The organism is Paenibacillus sp. FSL L8-0663 (genome assembly GCF_038008125.1).
GTDB classification, from domain to species: domain Bacteria; phylum Bacillota; class Bacilli; order Paenibacillales; family Paenibacillaceae; genus Paenibacillus; species Paenibacillus polymyxa_D.
This window is the reverse complement of sequence record NZ_JBBOYM010000001.1, coordinates 5,469,433-5,495,211: the sequence shown is the minus strand read 5'-3', so window position 1 is coordinate 5,495,211 and position 25,779 is coordinate 5,469,433. Positions and strand designations below refer to the sequence as shown.

Sequence of the window (25,779 nt, the reverse complement as noted above, 5' to 3'; positions counted from 1 at the left end):
GCGTGATACCTATTCTAAATATGATTATGATAATCATTATCACATATATAGAAAAGGGGAAATACATTGATGTCCGTTCGACACCGCAAGACTGCTACCCTTATGTTGGTGGCGCTCCTCTTATTATCCGTTGTTTTGGGCTGCGCAAAGCAGGAGAACACACCTGCATCCACCTCTACTGACGGAGCTGCCAATGAAAAGTCGATCACGCTATCGTGGCCGCGTGACATTGGCACGATGAATCCTCATGTATACAATCCTTCCCAACTTTTTGCACAATCCATGGTTTATGAGCCGTTAGTCAGCTACAAGCAAGGAGGCAAGCTGGAACCTGCTTTGGCTGAATCCTGGACTATTTCCAAGGACGGTAAGACATATACGTTTAAGCTGCGCAAAGATGTGAAATTTTCGGATGGTACGCTATTTAATGCGGCCATTGTCAAAAAGAACTTTGACGCTATCATGAAAAATGAGAAGACGCACAGCTGGCTTGGTATAGTAGGCGTTCTCGACAAAACTGAAGCCGTAGATGACAGCACCTTCCGAATGACGCTCAAAGAGCCATACTACCCAGTGCTTCAGGATTTGTCTGTCGTTCGCCCGTTCCGTTTTCTGGGTGAAGCCGGGTTCCCGGATGATGGAGATACGTCCAAAGGAATCAAGAAACCTGTAGGTACAGGACCTTGGATGCTGGATGAATACAAGCAAGATGAGTATGCAACCTTTAAGCGTAATCCGAACTATTGGGGTACTGCACCGAAGGTGGATAAAATTACGGTAAAAATCATTCCCGATGGCGAAACCCGTGTGATGGCCTTTGAAAAAGGCGACCTGGATCTGATTTATGGAGAGGGTGTCATTAGTCTGGATGCCTTCAAACAGCTTCGCGACACGAATCAGTATGTTACCACGCTGTCCGAGCCTGTCGGAACAAGAAGTCTGTTGCTCAACTCGTCCAATCCCAAGCTGGCAGACCTTCGGGTACGTCTGGCGCTCCAGCATGGCTTTAACAAGCAGGCAATGGTGGAAGGTGTGACTTCAGGGCTGGAGGAAAAAGCGGATACGGTTTTATCCAAAAACTATCCGTATACGAATGTAAACCTACAGCCTGTTGGCTATGATGTGGAAAAATCCAAAGCGTTGCTGGATGAGGCTGGCTGGAAGCTGCCCGCAGGCGGTACAGTACGGGAAAAAGACGGACAACAGCTGGATTTTGAGCTGATTTTTGATAAAACCGATCCAATCCAAAAGGCGATGGCTGAAACCATTCAGGCTGAATGGGGAGAACTGGGTGTCAAAGTGAACCTGACCGGACTGGAGCTGACGGTTCAAATTAAGCGCCTTAGATCCAACCAGTTTGATCTGTACTTCTGGTATAACTATGGTGCGCCTTATGATCCGCATTCCTTTATTAACGTCATTGCCAAGAAGAGCTTCGGAATTTCCGAGACGCTGAGCGCCCTTCCGATGAAGAAAGATCTGGATCAGCAAGTACACGAGGCGCTCTCATCGACAGATGAAACCAAGCGCCAAGAGCTGTATGCTTCGATTCTGAAGACGCTTCAGGAGCAATCTGCCATTGTGCCTATTTCGTATATTAAGAAAACGGCAGTGTATCAGAAAAAGATTACGAACTTTGTATTCCCGGCCAACCGGGATGAAAATCCGTTTGGTGGGCTTGAAATCGGGAAGTAGTTAAAACCGAAGGGTAACGTTCGTTTACAGGATAGGAGGACAACTCATGATCAGCTATATCGGGAAGCGAATGGTAGCGGTCATTCCTATTGTTCTCTTTGCCACCCTCGTTACCTTTGCACTGATTCATATTTCACCAGTTGATCCGGCCGAGGCCTATTTGACGGCTGCTCATATTTATCCTACTCCAGAGATTCTGGAGCAGAAAAGACATGAGTTCGGGCTGGATCAGCCTTTGCTGACGCAGTATATGCATACACTTCAAAGAATCAGTCAATTGGACTTTGGTACTTCGTATCTGACCAACAAGCCGGTATGGGATGAGGTCAAAGTTCGGCTGCCCGCCACTTTTGAATTGGCTGTGAGCAGTATGGTGCTATCTATTCTAGTGAGTATCCCGTTGGGCGTGCTAGCGGCGATGCGTAAAAATGGCTGGATCGACATGCTTAGTCGAGGAATTTCATATTTTGGGGCGTCTATTCCCCAGTTCTGGCTGGGATATTTGTTAATCTTCTTTTTCTCTGTCCGATTGGATTGGCTCCCTGTAGAGGGGCGAGGAACGTGGCAGCATCTGGTGCTGCCCACGTTAACCCTGTCGCTGGTTCTGATTGCTTTATATACGCGCCTGCTGCGTTCCAGTGTGTTGGAGCAGCTGCAGGAAACGTATGTGCAGTATGCCAGAACTAGAGGACTCCGTGAGCGGGTGATCATGCTCAAGCATGTACTGAAAATTGCCATTGCTCCACTGATTACAAGTATGGGTATGAACCTGGGCAAACTTTTGACCGGAACGATTATTGTGGAGCAGGTGTTTTCATGGCCCGGGTTTGGCCGTTATTTTGTGGAGGCGATTTTTAACCGGGATATTCCCGTCATACAATGCTATGTGTTTTTGGCGGCATGCCTGTTCATCGTATGCAATTTGCTCGTTGATCTGGTGCATTTGTATATGGACCCCCGAATTTCATCGAAGGGACGAGCAGAGCAGTGATGATAAGATTGCGTACAATGTTCAAAGGTCAAAAGGTAATCGTGGTCTGCTCTGTCGTACTGGCTGCTCTTTTTATTATTATGGCGCTAGCTCCTTGGCTGGCTCCCCATGATCCGGTTAAAGTCAGTTTACTGCACAAGCTGGAGGGACCTTCCAAAGAGTACTGGCTGGGAACCGATCATTTGGGTCGGTGCAATTTATCCCGGTTGCTGTATGGCGCACGGATTTCGCTAGGCTTTGCAACCTTAATTTTCCTGTCCTCGCTTAGCATCGGCGTTGTGGTCGGGTCGCTTGCGGGTTATGTGGGCGGCTGGGTCGATAGTGTGCTGATGCGGTTTTGCGAAGGTATTATGGCGTTTCCGAATTTGGTGCTTGTGCTGGGCATTGTCGGTATTTTTGGACCGGGCCTCATGCAGGTGCTGCTTGCATTAATGATGGTGCAGTGGGTGTATTATGCCAGAATGTGCCGCAATATGGTCGTCAGTCTGAAAGAACGGAATTTTATAGCTGCCGCAAGGATCAGCGGGTCCTCCTCAGGAGCCATTATCCGGCGGCATATTATTCCGAATGTGCTGCGGCCGATTGTGGTCATTGGTACGCTGGAAATGGGCTGGGCGATCATGGATATTTCCGCGTTGTCGTTCCTCGGTTTGGGCATCCAACCGCCGACTCCCGAATGGGGAGCGATGATTCATGAGGGAACGGGATACATCCGCAGCCATCCGGAATTAATGATCTATCCGGGGGTCATGATTCTGGTGGTGGTGATGGCCTTCAATATATTGGGGGAGGCGCTGTCCGACCGATACGGAATTGCCAAACGTCAGTAAAACAGGAGTGAGTTACAACGATGGACGACAGGGCGAAGGTGCTGGAGGTCAGCGACTTACAGGTGAAGCTCAGAACCGATGCAGGGACGGTGTCTCTGCTGGAGCCAACTCATTTTGAGCTGAGAAGGGGACAAGTTCTGGGTCTTGTCGGCGAGAGTGGAAGCGGCAAAACGGTGACTTGTAAAGCGTTGCTCCAATTACTGGATCGCCAGACGATGGACGTGGAAGGAAGTGTCCGTCTGAACGGGCGTGAGCTTAACGGAATGGCGGCTGAGGAGATGCGCCGTATTCGGGGCAAGGAAATCGCGTTTATTATGCAAAATCCGATGAGCGCCTTTACGCCAGTGTATACGATCGGAGCTCAGTTTATGGAAACGGTCCGCACGCACACCGGATTAACTAAACGACAGGCCCTTGATCTTGCCATAACGGCTCTGGAAAATATGAATTTGCCCGATCCAGCCAAGCTGATGAAGCGTTATTCGTTTCAGTTGAGCGGAGGGATGCTGCAACGGGTCATGATCGCCATTTCCATGTGCCTGCGGCCAGCAGTGGTTATTGCCGATGAACCAACGACGGCGCTTGATGTGGTCAATCAGCTACAGGTGCTAAGAGAGCTGGATCGCTTGCGTACGGAATACAATACGTCCATTTTGCTGATCTCGCATGATCTGGGCGTCATTTCCCAATTGGCGGATGAAGTGGCTGTCATGCAGCAGGGTCGTATTGTTGAGCAGGCTGAGGTCCATCAGTTGTTCAATCACCCGCAGGATGAATATACGAAAATGCTGCTGCATGTCAGACCCAAGTTGTCCCTTCGGGGCATGAATCAGGTAGGTGGTTAGTCGCCTGTTCGACGGTCACACTTTCAAAAGGGGAGCGAATGCGCATGCTACAAGTGAAGGAAGTAACCCATAGCTATGGAAGGCGCAAATGGCAGGGCCGCTCTGAACCACGTCCCCCTGTGTTGGCTAACGTTTCGCTTACTATAGAGAGTGGATTTTGCCTGGGCTTACTTGGAACCAGTGGAGCTGGTAAAAGCACGCTGGGCAAGGTTATTCTAGGGCTGGAGAAGCCGCAGGAGGGTCAGGTTCTGTTCCAGGGACAGGACATTTATAATGCGAGTCCCCAGGTCCGCAGGGGACTGCGACGGGATATGCAAGTCGTATTTCAGGACTGCTACTCTGCTGTAAACCCCCGAATGACCGCTGGGCAGATTATTGGGGAGCCTTTGGACAATTACGAACGGTTATCGGTGCAGGAACAAAAAAGAACGGTCGAAAGCCTGCTGGAACGGGTTGGCCTCAAGCCAGAGGATCGGATTAAATATCCGCATCAATTCAGCGGCGGACAATTGCAGCGGATCAACATCGCACGGGCGATTGCGCTCAAACCAAAGCTGATCGTGCTGGATGAGTCCGTCAGCAGTCTGGATATGGTTCACCAGATGCACATTTTATCCCTGCTGGGAGAACTGAAATCTTCGTTTGGATTGTCATATCTGTTCATCACGCATGATATTCGGGCAGCTTATGCTGTCTGCGATGGCATTGCTGTGATGGAGCAGGGGAGATTGATCGAGCGCTGTGATGAGAAGGATCAGATTTTTGAATCTGCTCATCCGGCTGTACGACGGTTGATCTCGTCCATTTTGCCGGAACATCCAGCAGAGCGTTTTCCGCTTCATGGATAACAGTGGACCCGCAAGGGTCCTTTTTTGTGCAACATATAGCTAAATAATCAATATGAAATTTACTTGTTGTATTATTTGAATAACCCGTTATAATATAAAATCATAGTAAATTACTTGGATATTAAAAAGGGGATGTCATAATATGAAGAAATCTGCTTTGGTAGCAGCGATTGGCCTATCTCTTGTGTTATTAACGGGTGCCTTGAGTGGATGTTCCTCGAAGGATGCGGCATCGGGGGATAAGGTCATCTATGTCGGCACACAAAATGACTACCCACCGTTTGCCTTTACGAATGATAAAAATGAGCTGACCGGATACGATGTGGAAGTAGTCAAGGAGATCGACAAGAAGCTGGACGGGTATAAGATTGAATTTGTACCTTCGGGTTGGGATGCGATATTCCTTGCCCTGGATTCGAATAAAGTTCAGATGATCGCAGATGAAGTTGCCAAAAATCCTGAACGTGAGAAGAAGTATTTGTTCTCGGATGAGTCCTATTTCTCGGCTCAGTCTGTTATTATTGTGAAAAAGGGGAGAACGGATATTCATTCCCTCAAGGATTTGGAAGGCAAGAAGGTAGCAGCCTCGGTAGGCGACTCCTACACACAGTTGCTGGAACAGTATAATGCGAAGAACGGGAATAAAATTATTTTAAAATACAATGATACAGGCACTTCGTCCGATAACCTTCAAGACGTGCAAAATGGCCGAGTGGACGCTTATGTGAATGATCCGGTTATGGCGGCGGCAACGATCAAGAAGGAAGGTTTGCAGGTGGAAGCTGTGGGCGAGCCGGTGCAAAGTGATAACATCAACCTGGTGTTTAAAAAGGATAAGCAGGGCGAAGAGCTGAAAGCTAAAATCGACCCGATCATTAAAGAGCTGAAAACGGACGGAACACTGAAAAAATTGTCTGAACAGTGGACAGGTGGAGAATTTATTCCTCAGTAATAACAATGTAAAGGGTAAAGTGGGGTTCCTATGGAAAAGCTGTTTGATCTTGATTATATGTTGAAAAGCCTTCCCCAGATCGTCGAGTATCTCCCCGTGACCTTATGGATTGCGTTTGTGTCCATGCTGCTGGGTGGGATCATCGGGTTAGCTACGGCTTTAATCCGGATATACAAGGTGCCTGTCTTGGCGCCATTGTCTACGTTGTATGTCTCGTACATTCGGGGAACACCGCTCATTGTGCAGCTGTTTCTCGTATATTACGGAATACCCAAGTTTCTGTATTATTTCCAGAGCGAATATGGATTCTTACAGCAATTCAATGTCTATGTCATTCCGCCCGAGCTGTTTGCGTTGCTCTCATTTTCATTGAACCTCGGGGGATATTTGTCGGAGACGTTCCGGGCGGCGATTCATTCCGTCGACCGGGGACAATTTGAGGCTGCCAATTCCATTGGTATGAGCCAAACACAGATTATGCTCAAAATTGTACTGCCGCAGGCGTTGACGGTGGCTTTGCCCAATTTGGGAAACACGCTGATCAGTACAGTGAAGGATACGTCTTTTATTTTTATGATTGGTGTCGTCGATATGATGGGACAGGCTAAAATTATGGGCGCGCGGGCGCTGGCTTTTTTTGAGGTGTATGTTGCGGTGTCTCTGATTTACTGGTTGGTGTGCATTATTATTGAGCGCGGACTTGTCGTGCTGGAGAAGCGTATTCGAATTTACGAAAGAAGTGAGTAAGGGTATGATTCAACTTCATCAAATTCATAAGTATTTTGGACAGCATCACGTGTTGAAGGGCATAGACCTGACGGTGGGCAAGGGAGAAGTCGTGGTGATCCTGGGCCCAAGCGGATCGGGGAAGTCCACGCTGCTGCGCAGCATTAATTTTTTGGAACAGCCGACCAGTGGTGTCATTGAAATTGACGGTGTAAAGGTAGACGCGGCCAAGGCGGGAAAAAAGGACATTCTCGGACTACGGATGGCAACGGCCATGGTATTTCAGCAATATCAGTTGTTTAAAAATTTGAATGCACTCCACAATGTGATGATTGGTCTGACCAGTGTGAAAAAGCTGGATCGTAAGCAGGCGAGGGAGATCAGTGAAGGCATTCTGGAAAAGGTCGGGTTAAAGGATCGTATGACTTATTATCCTGCCCAGCTTTCGGGTGGACAGCAGCAGCGAGTTGCGATTGCCCGTGCTTTGGCACTAAATCCGCAGGTGTTGTTGTTCGATGAACCGACATCTTCACTTGATCCTGAACTGGTAGATGAAGTGCTGTCCGTGATTCAAAAGGTGGCGAGTGAAGGCAATACGATGATTATTGTCACGCATGAGCTTGGTTTTGCGAGAGATGTAGCGGATCGGGTTGTGCTGATGGAGCATGGCGTGATCGTGGAGCAGGGACCCGTGGAGCAGTTTTTCACCAATCCGAAGGAAGAACGGACACGGCAGTTTCTGGGCAAAGCGTTGGTACAGAGAGTGCCACAGGAGCAGCCTGTATCCCCATAAGAAGTACGTGGATGGCTTATAGGTATGTGCAGCGGCGCTGTAGACTTATTGCACCTATGTAAAAAGCACGTTAGACAAGTCGCAGGAGGAAGGAAAGCCCGCGCTTGTTTGTCGTGCTTTTTTGGCCCCTCATATCTCCAATTATTTTCCATTGCAAAGTAGCTTATCACACTTATTCATGATAAATTCTAAGAACAATACAGTGAAGATGTAATCGGGAAGGAACATTGGCATATGAAAAAGGTTTTGTTCATTAATACTGGAGGGACCATTTCTTCCTCCTATCAAGAAAACGGCCTGACACCGACCCAATCGGCTGAAAATATTTTGGCGGAAATCCCGGAGCTGAAGGAGATTTGCGAAATTGATGCCCATAATCTGATGAGCATTGATAGCACCAATACACAACCAGAGGATTGGGCTTCCATCGCCCGTATGGTACATCGTTCGCTCGATCAATACGACGGTATTGTCATTGCACACGGCACGGATACGATGGCTTATACGGCTTCAGCCTTGAGCTTCATGCTGGGAACCGTAGACAAACCCGTCGTCGTGACAGGTTCGCAGGTTTCTATTTTGGCGGAGCACAGCGATTCCAAAAAAAATGTAATCGACTCATTCCTGACCGCATGTGGCGAGGTGGCCGGGGTTTTTGTCGTGTTTAACGGCAAAATTATCAACGGTAGCCGTAGCTCGAAAATCAGAACACGTAGCTATAACGCCTTTGAGAGTATTAACTATCCGTACATTGGCCTCGTGGAGAACGGTAAGGTGGTCTATACGGAGGGCGTATTTGCAAATCGCGGCACCGTTCGTCACCCATACAACGACGGGTATGCTTCGGAGGTATTTCTGCTCAGGCTGATTCCGGGTACGAATCCGGCGATTTTCGATGCCATTCAGGGCTTGGGCTATAAAGGTATCGTCATTGAGGGCTTTGGTATGGGCGGTGTCCCTTTTAAAGAAAGAAGCCTGATCAGCAAAATCGAGGAACTGATGAAGGACGGTATGAGTATTGTCGTGACTACTCAATGTCCCTATGAGGGCGGGGATTTGACGATTTACGAAGTGGGGCAAAAGGTACTGGAGAAGGGCGTTATTCCGGGGTATGACATGACAACGGAAGCGCTGGTGACGAAAATGATGTGGGCGTTGGGGCAGACGACCGACCCGGCCGGGGTAGCCAAGATTATGGCAACGAACTACGCGGACGAAGTTTCTTTGCCTGCGGATACAGCTTCCTTATAGGAAGCTGACTTCCGTAGATAAGAACAGGCATAAGAAAAAATACGGGGTTAACGTTGGACTTGCCCCAGTCTGCTTTTAATCTCAGGGCAGGCATAGATCGACGATATCCACGTCTGGATCCAGCAGAATATCCTCTATATTTTGTGTGACTTCTACGTTTAGCTCCTCTTTCAACTTTTGCAGCTTGGTTTCGTTCCTTCCAAATACCATGATTCTGTTTACCTTGGGATGGTTGTTTAACAGTGAGGCATGATGCGCGCCGAATCCCGTCCCCAATATTCCAATATTCATCATCCATTACACCCCTTTACTTCTATGATACACACCTATTACTGCCAACAGGGTGTCAACAATCTTTGAATCATCTTTTCAATTCGGGTTAACCATCTATTGTGGAGGTATGATTGTGAGACTGCATCGTTTAATCGCGATTTTATTATGTATCGAATCTAGAGGGAGAATGAAGGCCAAGGAATTGGCGTTGGCACTGGAAACCTCTGTACGCTCTATTTACAGGGATATCGACCTCCTGGCTGAAGCCGGCGTTCCGATTGTTACCGCATCCGGCCCGAAGGGCGGAATTTATTTAATGGAGGGTTATACGGCGAACCTGAAACAGTTGAATGGCGGGGATGTCATTCAGTTGTATTTAACAGGGATGGGCATTTATACAGGCGGGCCCACGGAATCGGGTTTGAAGTTAAAAAATGCTCTGCTCAAACTGGAACAGACGATGCCAGACCCGTATCAGTCCGATATTAAGAAAGCCAAAGCGCGGTTTTATTTTGATGATACGCCGTGGTGGACGGAACGTATAGCCATTCCTTGTCTTGAGTCCGTAAGAGCTGCGGTGTGGGGGTCCCATAAAATAAACATTCAATATGAAAAAGCTGACGGAATCTGTTCTTCCCGTCATGTGCATCCCTACGGACTTGTGGTGAAAAAAGGAGATTGGTACCTCATTGCCTTCTGTGAAGTTGGGCAGGAGGTTCGGACCTTTAAGTGTGAGCGAATCAAGGAGGTTCAGCCGTCTGCGGAAGTCTTTGAGGTTCCGGTGGATTTTTCGCTGGAACATCATTGGATGAGACAAGAAACCGCGTTTAAGCAGCTTTGTGCAGAGAAAGAATACTATCCCGTTCTGATCCGAACGAATAAGAAGCAAGCGGAAATCATAGCGAAAAAGATGGAAATCATCCAGTCTGTACAGGAAGACACTCATTTCATTCTAACGGTCAACATGTATAGTTATGAAGCGGCCTGCCGCGATGCTATGGATTGGATTGGCAGGGTTGAAGTTGTGGAGCCTGTACCACTCCGACAGTTTGTGAAGGAAGAAATTAACCGAATCCAGAGGATATATGGATAAATCATAAAAAAACACCTGCCTAGGGCAGATGCTTTTGCTTGTTAAGTCCAGGCCCAGAGGAATCCGTCACGATCCCAGGCGATTCTGCCACCATGAAGCTTGCGAAATGCTTTTTTGATTTCTTTTTCCAGAGATACATGACCATGCTCGCTTATAAACACATACTGCTCTCCATACTCAGAGCGTACATATGCAATTGCATCTTCTTGTTTCAGGGTGCCCACTTCACGGATCTGCGCGACCATCCATTGTGCAATTTCTTGTGCTGTTGTAGGGGTGTTGTCCATTTGTTGTATCCTTTCCTGCGTACCGATTAGGTGTAGCTGTTCGGCTCACCTCCCCGTAGTATACGGCAATTCGGAGAATTATTGAATTTTTTGATATAAATTTACTTGAGCGGTTGGCTAAGCGGGCTTTCTTTTGTATAATTAAGGGAATATTCACGGGAATTTTCTTTTTTTGTATTGTAATCATGCAAGTAATCCCTGGGGGTGCCTGATTTGAAGGAAACAACCACAATTCGCGCAGAGCTGGAGCAGTACATCAGACGAGAAGGAATTACGATTAGTAAGTTTGGGGAGAACACAGGTATTAATGCAGGAACGATCAGTGCCATTATTAACGGTAATCGTCCGATTGCGATGCTGCTGTTGGATCGGATTGGTGCAGGCATGGGGCTTGAAGAAGGGAGCCTCTATGAGTTATACATTGATGAATTTATACGGAATACGGCACCGAATTGGCGACGGGTTCGTCCCTTTTTGCATCGCTGTGCAGAGCTGAACAAACTGGATTGTATTAAGCAAGTCGTGGAGTTTATGATGGACTATCTCATATACGCCCCAGCTTTGTTTGAGACAGCAGAAGAATTATTCAGTGAAGGTAAGTTCGAGGCTGCGGCAATTATTTATAAAAATGTTTCGGAAAGTGAGAAGTACCAACATTCAGAGCGTCTGGCGCTCTGCCAATACCGTTTATTTACGATTGCCGTTGGCGATGACCAGGACGAAAATTTATGGGCAGCCACACATTTCGAAAGCTTTGTGGACCGACTGGGTGAAGCGGACCAACTGGATGCCTTAAGAGACCTGGCTAATACCTATGCCTCCTTGCGGCGTTGGGATAAAGTAGAATGGTTTGCTGAAAAAATGGCTCAAAAAGCCAAGGTACAATACGAGCAAAAATACGGGAATACCAGAAGATCAGAGCGTGGCAAGGAACCCAAGGGTCCTTTGTTTATGTATATTGTATACTCTTACGTGCTGCGTGCCGGGGTGTGGGATGAGCGCGGGGATTATCAGAAGGCGCTGGAGTATGTATCCCTATACTCTGATTTGAGCTGGGTGCAAGAGGATACGGAAGAAGCTCGGCGTTTGAAGGCCCTTTGTAGCAACTGGGCTGAGGCCAACGGGTATTTGTATCAGTTGATGTCAGGTAGCCTGGATGTGATTCCACAATATGTGGATTATTTGGAAAAAAACGAAGGCGAAATTCTGGTGGGGTTGCATAAAATTATGGTAGCTGCCAACCGTTATGACTTTAATGTAGATCATGTACTGTTGCACTTTGAAAAACAAATTGAGGCATTTGCAGATCAGCATGTCAAGGTAGGCACCTATACGGAGCAAATGTCAGCAGATCTTTATGCACGATTTTTGGCAGAGATGGCTTGTTATGATCTCAACAAACACCGTTATACCAAAGGCATGAAATTCTTGCTTGAGAGTCTTTCCTATTCTGTAGTGCTGAATGGTAATCCTGTCACCATTAAATGTGTAGGACTATTTGAAAAGTATCGGCATACTGCCACTTCTGAGGACAAAGAGGAATATAAAAACTTACTTGGAGAGGTAGAGTACATCCATGATAAAAAAGATCGTTTTTTCTCTGCTCGCATTTAATGTTTTTGTCCTATTGAATTTTTCACCCGTTACCCCCCCTATGGAAGATCCTAGCGACGTCCACAGTCATGGGTTGGGGGGATGGGCTTTTTCATCCCTTGAACCATCCGCTTAGAGGATCTAGAAAGCGGCATTCAAAAAGGTATTCTCTTATGAAGAAGAGGATACCTTTTTTTGATGTGAAGTGCATTTGAAGGAGCACTTTTTGCCGTCAAGATTGAGGAGTTGGAAGTTGAGCAGGTGGAAACCAGACATGACGCAGGTCTACCCAGCCCTGACTGTTAAAGGATACACCGCGCACAGAAGGGAGATAGGCCGTCTGAACGGGCTTTTCATATAAAATATGCAGCTGGTGCTCATCCATGAGCCGAGTTTCGATATGCTCAAATTGCTGGGCCCTGACGGTATGGTCGGCTTCCCGCGCAATTTCACGCAGCAGTCTTTCGATATCCACACGGCTATGAGGCTCGACATGCCCAGATACATTGAGATACAAGTCAAACAGGCGTAATTCCTCATCACGGTCACGAAAGAGAGAAAAGATGATTAAGTCTGACTCCATACGGATAGATGAGCTTTTAAATTCATTCATAGATGCGGCCACGATGTTACAGGTATACCCATAGGATTCGAGCTGAGCCGCAACCCGGTCTGCGTCCGCTTTATACTCGGGAATGGTAGCAATTTGCAGCGCCGCCAGTGGTTCATAAGAATCGTTAGATGAATCCACTGCTGGAGGAAGGGAACGATGATCCAGACATGCTACAATGCGGGCACGTATTTCTGGGTTGCGCAGCGGTCCATCCTTGTGTGTATTACATGTGATAAATTTGCGTACCGAAGCCGCCGAGTGAATCTGGCTCCATGCGGTATCCGTATCTCCCGCCGATACGGGATTATGGATAATGTGAAAAGAAGAAGCGGTGTCTTCCGTATCCGACGATTCCAGCTTAGTCGCCCACGGGAGTTGGACAATTTCCACTCGGTCCAGATGAGCCCGGCCTTGAAAATAAGGTGCGAAAGCCTCCAGTGTACATAGGCTTTCGTTCATTTCCGTGACTTTGAATGCCCCTGTACCGACAGGGCGAATGCCAAAGGCGGCTTCACCCACCTGATTTAGCTCACGCGGCACAATCGCAGCCCGGCTGGTACACAGGAAGGATAGAAATAGCTCGTTCGGCTCCTTTAGTACGAAGCGTACCATCGTGGGGCTTAACGCCTGGACGTGCTGAATTTGTCGGACGATAAAATGGTAAAGTCTCCTTCCTGGCGCCCGACTCAGTCGCTCAAAGGTATAGACGACGTCTTCAGCGGTCAGTATTTTTCCGTTATGAAACAGTACTTCTTTACGCAGGAAAAAGGTCCACTGTGTACGAGTGGTGTCCACCTCCCAAGCGTGCGCCAATCCCGGCAAAATCTCGCCGCTTTCGTTCGCCCGGCGGGCCAGACCATCAAAGACGTGGCTGGATACGAAGGACTCGGCGAGCCAGTTCAAGTACAACGGGTCCAGCGTATAAAGTTGCTGGCGAATAGGCAGACGCAGCGTGTCGATCTGCTGCTGATCACTGCGTACCTCTGCGTGATGCCCAAAATAATTTAGCAGCCAGCCTTGCAAATGCTCTTGCATGGTGGAGGAGCGCGAATGAACTCGGATTTCATCCAGCGCGCGTTTGATATCATGGCGGTCTATGGCTTGCATCATGGATTGGACGGCAATGTCTTCCGGCTGAATGAGGAAGCGCAGACTGGAGCGGCGACCTCTGCCTCGGCGGGGAGTCCATTGTATCCAGTCATGCTGCTCCATTTTCTGAATGATCATCAAGGCGTTGCGGTGAGTACAGTCAAAAATAGCCGCCAGCTCATCCAGCGTCGTCTCTATGGTATGATTTTCGTCCTTGTCGTCAGCGGCGTGTGAGTGAAGCCGTAAAAATTGGGCATGGAGTTTCATTCAAGGTTGCTCCGTTTCCCCTATATTTGATTAAAAGCGTGGCCACTTTTATAAAATAGGAAATTTTGTTTGAATTAATTTCTCTTTATCTTCTTATTTTATCATCTACAATAAGGGTTATAAAGCATATTTGTGGAGGTATTTACCATGCATGACAAGATGAATGGAACGTCTTTGCCGAAAACGTCGTTTCTGTCCGCTTTTGCTGGCGCAATTGTGTTGGCGCTGGTTCATCAATATCTGTTCTTCGGACATGGGCTGGGCGTGTCTGTGCCAATTTTTGTTATTGGGTTTTACGCCTATATGTATGCCTTTAATCGAGACCGTTTCCAGTTGGGATCATGGATAGGGCGCTTGCTGTTTGTGATCATTTTCATGCTGGCATTGACATACGCGCTGTTCAATAACCCGATCTTCTATGTGTTGAATGCCCTGGCTATACCTGCTCTGATTAGCGTACATATGGTGCTGCTGTTCGGGGAAAAAAGGCATGGCTGGTCGGAAGTCGGTATTATCGGTCAGGCGCTAAGCCATTGGTTTTATCAAAATTTTCGCCATATCGTGACTCCGTTTCGAATGTTTAAGACGGCAGCCTTTCGGAATGTAAAGGATGAGCGTAAGCGTGTATTGGGTAAAGTGATAATCGGTCTACTTATTGCCTTGCCGCTACTGTTCATTATCATATCTTTGCTGGCTTCGGCGGATGGGATGTTCGAAAAGTTGTTAGCTGGGGTACCCGAATGGATCGGAACCCTGTCCTTTGGGAGTGGTTTGCCGCGGCTGATCTGGACCTGCTTTTTTACCTTCTGTTTCTTCTGTTATTTGTGGGGATTTGTACAGCCTGCTCCGCGTAATACGCAGAGAGAAACTCAGTCATCAACAGTACCTTACCACGAGCCGGTGGCGATCAAGTTTGATCCTGTAATTACCGCTACGGTGCTGATTGTCATGAATTTGGTGTATGTTGTGTTCGTCGTGTTGCAGTTCGGATATTTGTTTGGTGCATGGGAAGGTGCTCTGCCCGAAGGAACCTCGTATGCCGAATATGCGAGAAGAGGATTCGGGGAGCTGGTTATGGTAACAGGTATCAACTTTGTGCTGATGATCAGTGTATTGAAGTGGACTGAATTTGGCTCAGGTATAGTGCAAAAAATGAACAGCGGCCTGCTGTACATACTCGTGGGTTGTTCGGGTGTGATGCTGTATTCGGGATATACCCGGCTGGTTATGTACGAAGAAGCATACGGCTATACGTACACCCGCTATTTGGTACACGCGTTTATGATTTTTCTGGGCTTGCTACTGCTTATTGCAGCAATGCGCATTTATTTCCGTCAACTGCCGTTGGCGAAATATTATATTGTACTCGCTCTGGTCGCCTATGTCGTCGTGAACTATGTGGGCATTGATATACGGATTGCTGAAAATAATCTCGAACGGTATCGCACGACATCGGTGATAGATAAGGAATATTTGAGTGAGCTATCGGCGGACGCGATTCCGCTGCTGATTGACTTTAGCCGTAAGGAACATGGAGCGCTGGATGAGTTTTTACAAGCCCGTTTGACGAGCATGACGAGAGAAGAATCGGCTTGGTCTGAATTCAATTGGGCAAAGTATCGAGCGCAACGAGAATTGCACAACTATATTTTGGAATGAGAGGTGTTTGGGAATGATCGGAACAGATACAGTGGAGGGTATGGTATTGGAGCTACAGGATGAGATGTCACAGTATCAGCATCAATTTGGTGTAAGACGAAACCATTTTCTTGCGGAGGCGATGTCCTACGGAATGAGTGAGGAGGAAGCTCGGTCTTATGCTATCCAGAGTATCGGTCCGGTCGTTCCCGTCGCCTATATGCCTACGTTGGCCCCGGGTAAAACCCGACCGCTCAGTCCGATGCTGGCAGCGCGGTACCGATATGCGGGGGATTGGAAGGACATCGACGAGCACCTGCTCCTGCCGGATGAGGTGCTGCGGATCGCAGGTACAGAGCAGTTCCGCAGCTGGATCAGCGATATGCGGAATTACTGGGTGGAATCGGCTCCATACCGATTCGGGGATGATCGTCTTTCACTGCTGTCGGTTGCGAGTGAGGAAGAAGGTCACTTTTCCATGCTCGTTTGGAAGGAGCCCGGCGAAGAGCCAGAAGTATGGACGTATGCTTTGCAGCATGAATACCGATTCAGTCATCTGCTCCATTGGTTCAAGTGGTTGAACGGGCGGAGTGAAGAATGAGAGGTACAGATGATAAAAAAGAATCGTAATTGGATCGTGCTATTTATCGGCATTGCTCTGATGGTGGGGGCAGCAGACTATTTAACACAAGCTAAGCCTGCGACTACTCCTGAGCTTATCGTTCCAACCGTAATCAGTGAAGAAAGCCTTCAGTTAAGTGATGATTAACGAGAAAGGCGTTTTATTTTCTCAACCTAATGGATCAGAAGGCCGTGCCATCACTGTAGATGGAATTTAAATTTAAATAGAAAATAAAAATAAGTTAATTTTCCGTGGTATTGCGTTGTTAAGGTAAGCCGGAAATCACCCTAATAGTTGAGAGGGAATGGAGGCCAACATCAATTGAATGTGGAGCCATTCAGATGTTCAAGCGACTCCGTTCATTTCCTCTACAACTTATATTCAGGGGGAATTTCAATGGCTAGAAGTGCAAGTACTTACGCATCTGTAATTGACGGTTTTAAGGTAGAAACGAACAAGAAGTATTCGCCAGTAGGTGGAACGAAATGTAATATTTTCGCTCAAGACGTGATGTCTGCGATGTCGGCACCCTTGCCAAGCGGCTTAGCCAATCAAATGGCTGATGCTTTACTGAATAAAAAAGCGCCGGGCTGGTACTCTGTAACCTTTCAGGATGCTCAAAAAAGAGCCAATCTCGGGTATCCTACGATCGGGATCAAAAAAGAGGATGGACATGGTCATGTAGTCGTTGTCAGACCGAAGGGTTCATCGATTACGATTTTGAAAGAAGTACAGGTTGCTCAGGCGGGGACCAAGAATTATAACAGTAACACCATTAACTATTCGTGGGTGGCAGCAGATCTGCCTGGAGTGAAATTCTACACACACGACTAATTATATTCGATATATTGGAAATTTAATGACCCCGGAAGCAGATCACTCGATCTGTTTCCGGGGTCGTCTTTTTTATTTTGAAACGGAATGTTTAGATACAATGAAAGCTTTGCCTGGCTTGATAAAAGCAACAGCATAGCCATTGGAGAAGGAGGAGGATTCCGCTCTGTACTCAAGTTTAGTCAGCAGTTGCCCTTGACGATTGATGTAGCCAAATTTGCCGTCTGAGACGGATGATTGTGTTTGTTTACCGACTAAAGCAAAGCCTTCTTTGAACGGAGAGGTAACATCATATTTATGTTGATATTTAATGACCAGCGTTCCGTTTTTATCAATAAATCCGACTTCGTTTTTTACATTTTTCACACTCGCCAGGCCTTCACTAAAGTTCTGAGCATCCGTAAATTTAAAGGGAATCACGACTTTCCCCTGTTTATTAATGAATCCCCATTTCCCCTTGGTATTTTGCACCGGGGCCAATCCCTCCGAGAAGTCTCCGCCAGATTTATATTGAAGAGGAATGACTTCTTTCCCTGCTGTATTGATATACCCGTAGAGCTCTTTGCTATTTTGAACAATAGCCAAGCCATCCGAGAAACCACGGCTGTATTTGTATTTATAAGGAATCGCTAGTTGACCAGAAGCATTCACAAAACCGATCTTGCCAGTGTTGGGGGCGTAGGCAAGAGCCAGACCGTCCGTAAATATATATTCTGAATCCACATTTTCTTTAAAATGAGAAAGGATTTTTCCCGTTCGATCTATAATTGCATTTTCTTTGGTGTCTGCTATGGTAACCTTGGCTTTTCCTTCGGAAAAGAAATTGGCTTCGGTATATTGGCAAGGGATGACCAGTGTCCCTTTGGTGTTAATGTATCCATAGAGATTGGTCTTTGTATTTTTGACTACGGCTCGCTGCTCATGAAAATCACCAATGGGTTTAAGCTCGGCGGGAAGTGAGAAAGCTTTCTCTCCTTTGGTATTGTAATACACGAGGTTTCCAGCAGATGTTTCAGCAGCCAATAAGCCATCATGAAAAGCACCATCGCTCAGCGGGCGAGCAACGTTGTAATCCAGAGCAGTTTTAGAAACTTCAATGGTTGTTGTGCCGGATGCGGCCCAGCCTGTTCCAATAACAGAGAGGCTAGTAACCAGAATCAATGCAGCTAATCCTAACTTTTTTAACATGCATAAGCTCCTTTGTGAGTTGATTTTTTAACTTCGGGCTTCGAAAAATCTTACCTTCATACGTAAGGTATTCCATAATATAGACGATAAAAATGTAGGAATGTTTCTTAATATTCTAAATTTTTCTAATTTCCATCTCGATAACCAGAAAGGGAGCAAGCTAATCGCTTGCCCCCTCTACACCTAAACCTGCCCTATATCTTTCGTATGCTTAACAGAGAGTTGCCGTTACGCATAAACTCATACGGAACCTTGGCCTCTGTCACCCGTAAGCCTTCTGCCTCCAGCCCAAGAATCAAACGATCTAGCAGATCGTAACGAGTTCCCGTTAAATCGGTCAGAGGAAAAATGCGGACTTCCTCTGAAGCCACTCGCAGCAGTTCGTGTACCGTATTCTTATGAAACTCATAGTCGAGTCGATCACTATACATAAACAGAAAATGGGCAGACAGCACGATATTAAACTGTTCATCTTCAAAGGGAAGCTCCGGCAGTACCGCAGCAACGTAGCGTTCTGGGTGCTTCCTCATATCCTGCGTGCAATCCTGCAGTGCTTGATGGCGCTGCTCGCTAAGCCCTTGCACATCTCCATAACAGCTCCAAACATAATTATCTTTTGCACGTTCTAGCGTTTCCATTGCATGCTCAATATCCAATAGGCCTTTGCGTTTCAGATCATCAATCTTGTGGTCGTAGGCGATATCACTTGCGGTGATATCCAGCGAGGCTTTGGTGCCCAGAGCGGTGAAGGAACATGCTCCCGCAGGACAGTCCAAAATCTTTTTGCCTACAAGTTCAGGAATGTGCAAATTGAACATTTGGACGTATTCCTCAAACGTGCGGCCGATGAACACGACCCGGTCTAACTCTTGCTTGGTTTTACTTTGACTCTTCTCATCTCTACTCATCTCTTCTCACCTCAGCTATTCTTTGGCTACGGAGGAGCAACCAAGTTTACTCCGTAAGCTCATGTTAACATTTTACAGAATCGAATAACATATCATTTGGCAGAACCTCTTATTGTGAAAATCGATTCTATTGAGAGATTAAAGATAAGAGATCACGTTCATTTTCAAGAAAAAAAGTGGAGAAGTCGTGTCATTTTAAAAAAAGTCTATACATATAACCTAAATGTATAGACAAATCAAAAGACTGGATTTATAATTACGCTGTAAACGTTTTCTAGTACTTAACATCCAATAATACCTTGAAGGGAAGGAATAATCATGAAAAAAATTTTACTGGCGTGCAGCTCAGGTATGTCTACAAGTTTGCTGGTTACTAAGATGCAGGAATATGCTAAGTCCATTGGGGACGAGGCTGAAATTTGGGCAGTAGGTCAAGATCAGGCGGCAGAAGACATGGCTAAGGCTGACGCGGTATTGATTGGACCACAAATGAGTTTTCTGAAAGGACAACTGGAAAAGGAAGCAGCTCCATATGGTATTCACGTAGAAGTGATCGACATGATGGCCTACGGAATGGTTGACGGTAAGAAAGCCTATGAACAGGCCGTGAAGCTGGTGGAACGCAAAAATGGATAAAGTCAATATAGCTGAACTGACGGAAGAACAGATTAGTTTCCAACTTATTCTTCATAGTGGAAGCGCTCGCAGTAAAGTAATTCAGGCGCTGACCGAATACCGAAATGAGAATGTAGAAGGTGCGGACGAACTGCTCAAACAAGCCAAGCAGGATTTACGTGCTGCACATGATATCCATTTTCAAATGGTTAAGAAGGAAGCGGGAGGTACCCAAACTCCCTTCTCGCTCCTTCTGATGCATGCCGAGGATCATCTGATGTCCACGGTTACCATGAAAGACCTGGTTCTAGAATTGCTGGAGCTGTTCAAATCCAGAAATTTATAACGAAACATATAAGTATGTGAAATTGAGGACATGAAAAGCTTGCAACCCTATTGATGCAAGTCACTTCGCGGGGAGGAATAGGCTTTGTTTGAGAAATTAAGCCGGATACTGATACCTATTGCCGGTAAACTGAACAACAACCGCTATCTTACTGTACTACGTGATGCATTTATGTTGTCATTTCCATTAACAGTTTTTGGCTCCATCATCGTCGTTATTATCAATCTGCCGTTTCTAAAAGGGTGGATGGGCGACGGCAACTATACAACTTTTAACAGTCTGCTGAACATTGCGCCGAGTGCCACACTGAACATCATGACCTTATTCGTGGTTGTCGGGATCGGCTATTATTTATCCCGAAGTTATAAGGTCGAGCCCATATTCGGCGGCATGATCGCGTTGGTCAGCTTCTTGATGCTCACCCCGTTTGTGCTGACACAAGAAAGCGGTGCCACGATTGCTGGTGTCATTCCGTTGGATCGGATTGGGGCCAAAGGCATGTTCCTTGGCATGATCGTTGCTTTTATAGCTGGTGAAATTTACCGAAGAGTGACACAGCGGAACATTATTATCAAAATGCCTCCAGGCGTTCCGCCGGCAGTTGCCAAGTCATTTGCCGCTTTGCTTCCGGCATGTATTACATTGGGCATATTTTTGATCATTAATGTTGTAGTTACACTGACCCTTCATAATAACCTGCATGATCTGATTTATCATGCCGTACAGGCACCGCTGGTACATTTGGGCAGTGGCATTATCCCTACATTGATTGCTATTTTCTTTGTTCAGCTTTTATGGTTCTTTGGTCTTCATGGTCAAATCATTATCAACTCGGTTATGGAGCCGATCTGGAATACGCTGGCACTTGAAAACTATGAAGCATACTCCAAAGGAGCGGAACTGCCGCATATTATCACCAAGCAGTTTGTGGATATTTATACCGTAGGTATCGGTGGTACAGGTATGACACTGGCAGTCGTGCTCACGATTCTGATCTTCCTGAAGAGCAAGCAATTGAAGCAGGTCAGTAAGTTGGCCATTGGACCAGGTCTGTTCAATGTCAATGAACCCGTCATTTTCGGTTTGCCGATTGTGATGAATCCGCTTATTTTTGTCCCATGGGTCATTGCTCCAATGATCGTTACGCTGATTACTTACTTCGCGATGTCCACCGGGCTTGTACCACCGCCTAACGGAATACAGGTCCCTTGGACGATGCCGTTGTTCTTTAGTGGAATGATGGCTACGGGATCTCTAATGGGAGGCGTACTGCAGTTGTTTAATATGGCTGTCGTTTTTGTCATTTGGTTCCCATTCCTGAAATTTATTGATCGGATGAACGTTCGTAAAGAGCAGGAAGAGGAGCTTAACCAAGCAGCCATTGCAGGTAAGGATCAAACTGTTGGAATGTAATGTGAATAAGCTGCTGGATTAGCAGCTTATTCATGCAAAAGAGAGAGGAGTAGAGCTGTGAATCATACCGAAATGAAAGATATCGAGCAGCAAACCATTCAATACCGTTTTCCATCCGACTTCTGGTGGGGCTCATCGGCCTCGGCTACCCAGACAGAAGGAACCATGGAGGGAGACGGCAAAGGACCGAACATTTGGGATTATTGGTTTGAGCAGGAGCCGAACCGTTTTTATGACGGGGTTGGACCTGGCGAAACGTCCCGTTTCTATACCCGTTACAAAGAAGATATTGCACTCATGAAAGAGCTTGGTCACAACTCCTTCCGGTTCTCTATTTCCTGGTCGCGTCTGTTTCCAGCGGGAAGGGGTGCGATGAACCAGAAGGCGGTTGATTTCTATAATGCCGTCATTGCAGAGTTGCATCAGGCGGGGATTGAGCCATTTGTGAGTTTGTATCATTTTGATTTGCCGATGGCTTTACAGGAAAAAGGAGGATGGGTGAACCGGGAGACGGTCGAAGCTTACGTAGATTACGCTAACACTTGCTTTGGGCTATTCGGAGATCGTGTGGCCAAATGGTTTACGCATAATGAGCCGATTGTCCCAGTGGAAGGCGGCTATCTGTACGATTTCCATTATCCGAATGAAGTGGATTTCGGTAAAGCTGTACAGGTGGGATACCATACCCTGTTATCGAGCGCGAGTGCCATTAAGGCATACAAAGAGGGAGGCTACAAGGGCAAAATCGGAATTATTTTGAACCTGACGCCGACCTATCCGCGTAGTCAGCACCCGGCAGACGTGCAGGCTGCTGAAATATGCGATGCGTTCTTTAACCGTTCCTTTTTAGACCCATCTGTGACGGGAGAATTTAACCCTTTGCTCGTGGAACTGTTGCGCCAAGAGGGCTTTGTACCGCTGATGGAAGACGGGGACCGGGAGATTATACGTCAAGGCACGGTGGGCCTGCTGGGGATTAACTATTATCAGCCTCGCAGAGTCAAGGCCCGCGAAAGTCTGCCGAATCCAGATGCGCCTTTTGTGCCGGAACGATTCTTCGATTATTACGCTATGCCTGGCCGTAAGATGAATGAGATGCGGGGCTGGGAGATTTATGAGAAGGGCATTTACGACATTCTGACCAATGTCAGACTGAATTACGGCAACATTGAATGCTTCATTTCAGAAAATGGGATGGGTGTTCAAGGCGAGGAAAAATTCAGGGATGAGCACGGCATGATCCATGATGACTATCGCATTGATTTTATCCGTGAGCATCTCAAATGGGTTCAACGGGCCATCTTGGAGGGCTCCAATGTGAAAGGCTATCACTTATGGACGTTTATGGACAACTGGTCCTGGACGAATGCTTATAAGAATCGCTATGGTTTTGTGTCTGTCGATCTTCAGGACGGCGGCAAAAGATCCGTTAAACAGAGTGGGCACTGGTTCAAACAAGTGATCGAAAATAACGGATTCTAAGGTGGTGGGTGGTCCTCTGGACCGCCTTTTTTTTATCACCGTGCCAAGTTACTCTGTATACTGCTGGTGAGAAAGTATATTGTTCGGTATACTTACTTATACCGTAATACCTCGATGTCCCCGCCTGCAGAACCAAAAGAACCAGCGCTACCGATGTTTTTGGTAAAATGCTGACATAAAACAAATTTTAGTACAGGTGGTAGACAGATGAATAAATACGAACGGATTGCACAAGAGGTCAAGAAGCGTATTATAGATAAGACCTATAGCAGTGATGATCCGATTCCCGATGAAATTTCACTGGCCAGTGAGTTCCGGGTAAGTCGGATGACGATTAAGCGGGCATTGGATACGTTGGTGTCGGAAGGGCTGTTGAATCGTAAAAGAGGACACGGAACCTTTATCGTCAAATCGGTCTACAATGTCCCGGTTAATGTCGTTGTGAATGAAATGCTGGGGCTGACAAACGTACTGCGCGGGAAAGAAATCAAAAGTAAAATCATAGCGTTTGACGTTCAATTTCCATCTGAAGAGGTAGCGGCGCATCTATTTATTGATGCCAATTCTCCTGTGTATCATGTCGTCCGTCTGCGTATTGTAGAGGGCGAGCCCTATGTGATAGAGCGCACATACATGCCTACCAAGCTGATCAGCGGTATTACCGAGCAGGTGTTGCACGGCTCAGTGTACAAACATATTAAGGAGGAGCTGGGCCTTAATATTGTCAGTTCACATCGTACCATCCGCGCGTCCAAGTCGACTGAGCTAGATTGGGAGTATTTGGACTGTGGTGTGGATGATCCGGTTTTAGAAATTGAGCAGGTAGGTTATCTGGATACGGGTATACCGTTTGAATACTCATTCTCACGGCATCGGTATGATAAATTTGTGTTTACCACAGTAAATCGGATACGTTGAGCGAATGAGTACGAAACAGGTGGTAAAGCAAGCATGGCAGAAGAAGCCTATTTGAAATGGGATTCTCCTGTCATGTTCTTTTTAATGAAGCAAGTTAATGGCCAAGCAATCTGACTTCATGCACTGTCGGGGTATACCAGTTGTTCGGATTATTGAATAGCACTGCATTTACAAGGTTGATTCGCACGTAGCGAGCTTGAAAATTGACTTTGTCACTGGTAAAACCATATGTGGTATTACCTGTGCGATCAATCGTGGAGTAGTTGACTCCATCCATGCTGTATTCAATTTTGTATTTATAATACGCTTCAGATCCTTTGTACATAAACCATGAAATACCCACTTCGCGGATGGTCTTGGAACTGCCCAAATCGACCTGCCACCATGCAGGCCAGGATGCGGAAGTAGCCTTCCACGAGGTTTGGGCGTTGCCATCGTTCGCCAGTGAAGCTGGAGAACCGGATGCGGCTGAGCTAGCAGTCGCTGTTTTGCCCTGTGCATGATTCACAAGGGACGGTAGAATTACTGTGCCTGTGGCAGCATCCAGATCCCAGCTACTGTACCAGTTCAGGGTTGCTGTTTTGTTGGCGTCATTCAGAGTTAGTGGCAACCAGATGAATTTGTGGTCGCTCAGATTGAGCGGGTTCCAGCGGTCGCCCATATAGATGTAGCTGGTTCCCGCGCTACCCGTAATCGTGGCGATGGAGTGGATTTGCGATCCATAAGCCGCCGGATCACCGAAGGGCGATAGAGCAGACCAGCTTCCCGTCATGGAACTGGCGGTTGCGTAAGCGCCCTGATTCGGATACCAGCCGGATGCCTGCGAGGTGAACAGGTAGTAGGTGTTGTTCTTTTTCACAACAGCTGGAGCTTCGCGATAGCCATTTTCAAAAATCCAGCCAACAAACGACTGCACGCCTGTATAATCGGCTGTCAGCTTGAAGATCGCCATCGTATCGTTGGCGCCGCCATTTTTACGGGAAGCTGTAATAAGGTAGCCGCTACCGTCAGTATCCGTGAACACCGTCATATCACGAGATTCGTAATTCAGCGGGCGGAAGCTGCCTTGGTAGGCAAAGTTTCCGTCGGGTGTATCGCTGGTAGCGACGGCTACACGACCTAGGGAGTAGTCCGTGCCATTTTCATAGTGCGCCCATAGTACATATTTTCCGGTGGTTTTGTTGTAGATGACTTTGGGACGTTCGATTTTGCTCGAGTTTAGCTCAGGGGCGGAACCTTTGGTGAGAATAGTGCTGCGGAAGGACCAATTTTTCAAATCGGTTGAGGTATACACATTCACTTTTTCAAATTTCCAGTTTTCGGCGTGCTCGCCGTACCAATAATAAGTGGAACCTACTTTTAGGATATTACCGCTGTTCGCCTGAATGGGGTTACCTGCGGTGTCTTTCCAATCCGTTCCGTTCGTAATGGCCGTGCTTGCTGTTGCGCTCAGGGATAGTTCGGCATTGGCGACGTCCAAACCATTCAGCGCCTGGTTCACTTCGGTCCCGTAGGTTGCTTGCGTAACTCCTGTTGTATGGGCATGGGCTGCGTCGGGTTGAAGACCCGCACTGGACACTGCGAACAGGATACAAATCCATGCGGCTAACCATTTGCTGCTGTGGATCCACTTCACGATATCATCTGCCTCCTTTAACACGGATAGGAT

General features: G+C 47.0%; 25 protein-coding genes and 1 pseudogene. 20 read left to right on the top strand and 6 right to left on the bottom strand.

The features are described 5' to 3' along the window. Positions 1-69: 69 nt before the first annotated feature. From nikA to MKY75_RS24315, 9 genes are all read left to right on the top strand, one after another. Positions 70-1,695, top strand: a complete 1,626-nt coding sequence (gene nikA, locus MKY75_RS24355) for a nickel ABC transporter substrate-binding protein (protein ID WP_069012270.1) — start codon at positions 70-72, stop codon at positions 1,693-1,695. 46 nt (positions 1,696-1,741) lie between these two features. Next, on the top strand, positions 1,742-2,686 hold the full coding sequence (gene nikB, locus MKY75_RS24350) for a nickel ABC transporter permease subunit NikB (protein WP_069012269.1): 945 nt from the start codon (positions 1,742-1,744) through the stop codon (positions 2,684-2,686). Further along, entirely contained in the window at positions 2,686-3,516 is an 831-nt protein-coding gene (gene nikC, locus MKY75_RS24345; RefSeq protein WP_080658671.1) for a nickel ABC transporter permease subunit NikC, read from the top strand. Before nikB ends, nikC begins: the two co-directional genes overlap by 1 nt. A gap of 20 nt (positions 3,517-3,536) precedes the next feature. Next, positions 3,537-4,361: an ABC transporter ATP-binding protein gene (locus MKY75_RS24340; protein WP_340886837.1), complete on the top strand. Its 825-nt coding sequence runs from the start codon at positions 3,537-3,539 to the stop codon at positions 4,359-4,361. A gap of 38 nt (positions 4,362-4,399) precedes the next feature. After that, a complete protein-coding gene (nikE, locus tag MKY75_RS24335) occupies positions 4,400-5,209 on the top strand; it encodes a nickel import ATP-binding protein NikE (RefSeq protein ID WP_340886835.1) in 810 nt (269 codons plus the stop codon). 142 nt (positions 5,210-5,351) lie between these two features. Next, positions 5,352-6,161, top strand: a complete 810-nt coding sequence (locus MKY75_RS24330) for a transporter substrate-binding domain-containing protein (RefSeq protein WP_165145665.1) — start codon at positions 5,352-5,354, stop codon at positions 6,159-6,161. 30 nt (positions 6,162-6,191) lie between these two features. After that, the gene (locus MKY75_RS24325) at positions 6,192-6,908 is read left to right on the top strand and encodes an amino acid ABC transporter permease (protein WP_013312615.1); all 717 of its coding nucleotides are present in this window, start codon (positions 6,192-6,194) and stop codon (positions 6,906-6,908) included. 4 nt (positions 6,909-6,912) lie between these two features. Further along, a complete protein-coding gene (locus MKY75_RS24320) occupies positions 6,913-7,680 on the top strand; it encodes an amino acid ABC transporter ATP-binding protein (protein WP_340886833.1) in 768 nt (255 codons plus the stop codon). 234 nt (positions 7,681-7,914) lie between these two features. Then, the gene (locus MKY75_RS24315) at positions 7,915-8,931 is read left to right on the top strand and encodes an asparaginase (protein ID WP_340886830.1); all 1,017 of its coding nucleotides are present in this window, start codon (positions 7,915-7,917) and stop codon (positions 8,929-8,931) included. Between the two features lie 84 nt (positions 8,932-9,015). On the opposite strand, the pseudogene MKY75_RS24310 reads toward MKY75_RS24315, so the two are convergent. Continuing rightward, positions 9,016-9,225, bottom strand: a pseudogene (locus MKY75_RS24310) (Gfo/Idh/MocA family oxidoreductase); the annotation flags it as partial. Between the two features lie 112 nt (positions 9,226-9,337). On the opposite strand from MKY75_RS24310, the gene MKY75_RS24305 reads away from it, so the two are divergent. Beyond that, on the top strand, positions 9,338-10,297 hold the full coding sequence (locus tag MKY75_RS24305; protein ID WP_340886829.1) for a helix-turn-helix transcriptional regulator: 960 nt from the start codon (positions 9,338-9,340) through the stop codon (positions 10,295-10,297). A 41-nt stretch (positions 10,298-10,338) separates the two neighbouring features. Here MKY75_RS24305 and MKY75_RS24300 read toward each other — a convergent pair whose 3' ends face one another. Further along, positions 10,339-10,584: a DUF6953 family protein gene (locus tag MKY75_RS24300; protein ID WP_340886827.1), complete on the bottom strand. Its 246-nt coding sequence runs from the start codon at positions 10,582-10,584 to the stop codon at positions 10,339-10,341. A gap of 213 nt (positions 10,585-10,797) precedes the next feature. On the opposite strand from MKY75_RS24300, the gene MKY75_RS24295 reads away from it, so the two are divergent. Further along, positions 10,798-12,198, top strand: coding sequence for a transcriptional regulator (locus MKY75_RS24295; RefSeq protein ID WP_340886825.1), 1,401 nt, complete (start codon positions 10,798-10,800; stop codon positions 12,196-12,198). 211 nt (positions 12,199-12,409) lie between these two features. On the opposite strand, the gene MKY75_RS24290 is transcribed toward MKY75_RS24295, so the two are convergent. Beyond that, the gene (locus MKY75_RS24290) at positions 12,410-14,146 is read right to left on the bottom strand and encodes an ABC transporter substrate-binding protein (protein ID WP_340886823.1); all 1,737 of its coding nucleotides are present in this window, start codon (positions 14,144-14,146) and stop codon (positions 12,410-12,412) included. A 147-nt stretch (positions 14,147-14,293) separates the two neighbouring features. Between MKY75_RS24290 and MKY75_RS24285 the strand changes: the two genes are divergently transcribed. The 4 genes from MKY75_RS24285 to MKY75_RS24270 all read left to right on the top strand — a co-directional run bounded on the left by MKY75_RS24285 (position 14,294) and on the right by MKY75_RS24270 (position 17,240). Further along, entirely contained in the window at positions 14,294-15,805 is a 1,512-nt protein-coding gene (locus MKY75_RS24285; RefSeq protein ID WP_340886820.1) for a DUF4153 domain-containing protein, read from the top strand. Positions 15,806-15,818: 13 nt separating this feature from the next. Continuing rightward, positions 15,819-16,385 (top strand): hypothetical protein, encoded by a 567-nt coding sequence (locus tag MKY75_RS24280; protein ID WP_029518788.1) that lies wholly within the window; start codon positions 15,819-15,821, stop codon positions 16,383-16,385. A gap of 9 nt (positions 16,386-16,394) precedes the next feature. Further along, entirely contained in the window at positions 16,395-16,553 is a 159-nt protein-coding gene (locus tag MKY75_RS24275) for a hypothetical protein (RefSeq protein ID WP_340886818.1), read from the top strand. Between the two features lie 249 nt (positions 16,554-16,802). Beyond that, positions 16,803-17,240, top strand: a complete 438-nt coding sequence (locus MKY75_RS24270; protein ID WP_165145680.1) for a hypothetical protein — start codon at positions 16,803-16,805, stop codon at positions 17,238-17,240. Between the two features lie 72 nt (positions 17,241-17,312). Here MKY75_RS24270 and MKY75_RS24265 read toward each other — a convergent pair whose 3' ends face one another. Together MKY75_RS24265 and MKY75_RS24260 are read right to left on the bottom strand one after the other, a co-directional pair. After that, positions 17,313-18,428 carry a WG repeat-containing protein gene (locus MKY75_RS24265; protein ID WP_340886817.1) on the bottom strand — a complete coding sequence of 372 codons (1,116 nt, stop codon included), beginning with the start codon at positions 18,426-18,428 and terminating at the stop codon, positions 17,313-17,315. Positions 18,429-18,622: 194 nt separating this feature from the next. After that, positions 18,623-19,336 (bottom strand): SAM-dependent methyltransferase, encoded by a 714-nt coding sequence (locus MKY75_RS24260; protein ID WP_340886814.1) that lies wholly within the window; start codon positions 19,334-19,336, stop codon positions 18,623-18,625. Between the two features lie 318 nt (positions 19,337-19,654). Here MKY75_RS24260 and MKY75_RS24255 point away from each other — a divergent pair, with 318 nt between their 5' ends. The 5 genes from MKY75_RS24255 (at position 19,655) to MKY75_RS24235 (ending at position 24,110) form a co-directional block, all read left to right on the top strand. Beyond that, entirely contained in the window at positions 19,655-19,972 is a 318-nt protein-coding gene (locus MKY75_RS24255) for a PTS sugar transporter subunit IIB (protein WP_029518773.1), read from the top strand. Further along, positions 19,965-20,297: a PTS lactose/cellobiose transporter subunit IIA gene (locus MKY75_RS24250; protein WP_013312602.1), complete on the top strand. Its 333-nt coding sequence runs from the start codon at positions 19,965-19,967 to the stop codon at positions 20,295-20,297. The genes MKY75_RS24255 and MKY75_RS24250 overlap by 8 nt, the downstream gene beginning before the upstream one ends. Positions 20,298-20,381: 84 nt before the next feature. After that, positions 20,382-21,710 carry a PTS cellobiose transporter subunit IIC gene (gene celB, locus MKY75_RS24245; protein ID WP_340886811.1) on the top strand — a complete coding sequence of 443 codons (1,329 nt, stop codon included), beginning with the start codon at positions 20,382-20,384 and terminating at the stop codon, positions 21,708-21,710. 72 nt (positions 21,711-21,782) lie between these two features. Continuing rightward, the gene (locus MKY75_RS24240; protein ID WP_049817047.1) at positions 21,783-23,192 is read left to right on the top strand and encodes a glycoside hydrolase family 1 protein; all 1,410 of its coding nucleotides are present in this window, start codon (positions 21,783-21,785) and stop codon (positions 23,190-23,192) included. A 207-nt stretch (positions 23,193-23,399) separates the two neighbouring features. Then, positions 23,400-24,110: a GntR family transcriptional regulator gene (locus tag MKY75_RS24235; protein ID WP_029518770.1), complete on the top strand. Its 711-nt coding sequence runs from the start codon at positions 23,400-23,402 to the stop codon at positions 24,108-24,110. A gap of 94 nt (positions 24,111-24,204) precedes the next feature. Here the strand turns inward: MKY75_RS24235 and MKY75_RS24230 are convergent, their stop codons facing one another. Beyond that, on the bottom strand, positions 24,205-25,746 hold the full coding sequence (locus tag MKY75_RS24230) for a family 43 glycosylhydrolase (protein ID WP_340886810.1): 1,542 nt from the start codon (positions 25,744-25,746) through the stop codon (positions 24,205-24,207). Between the last annotated feature and the right edge of the window lie 33 nt (positions 25,747-25,779).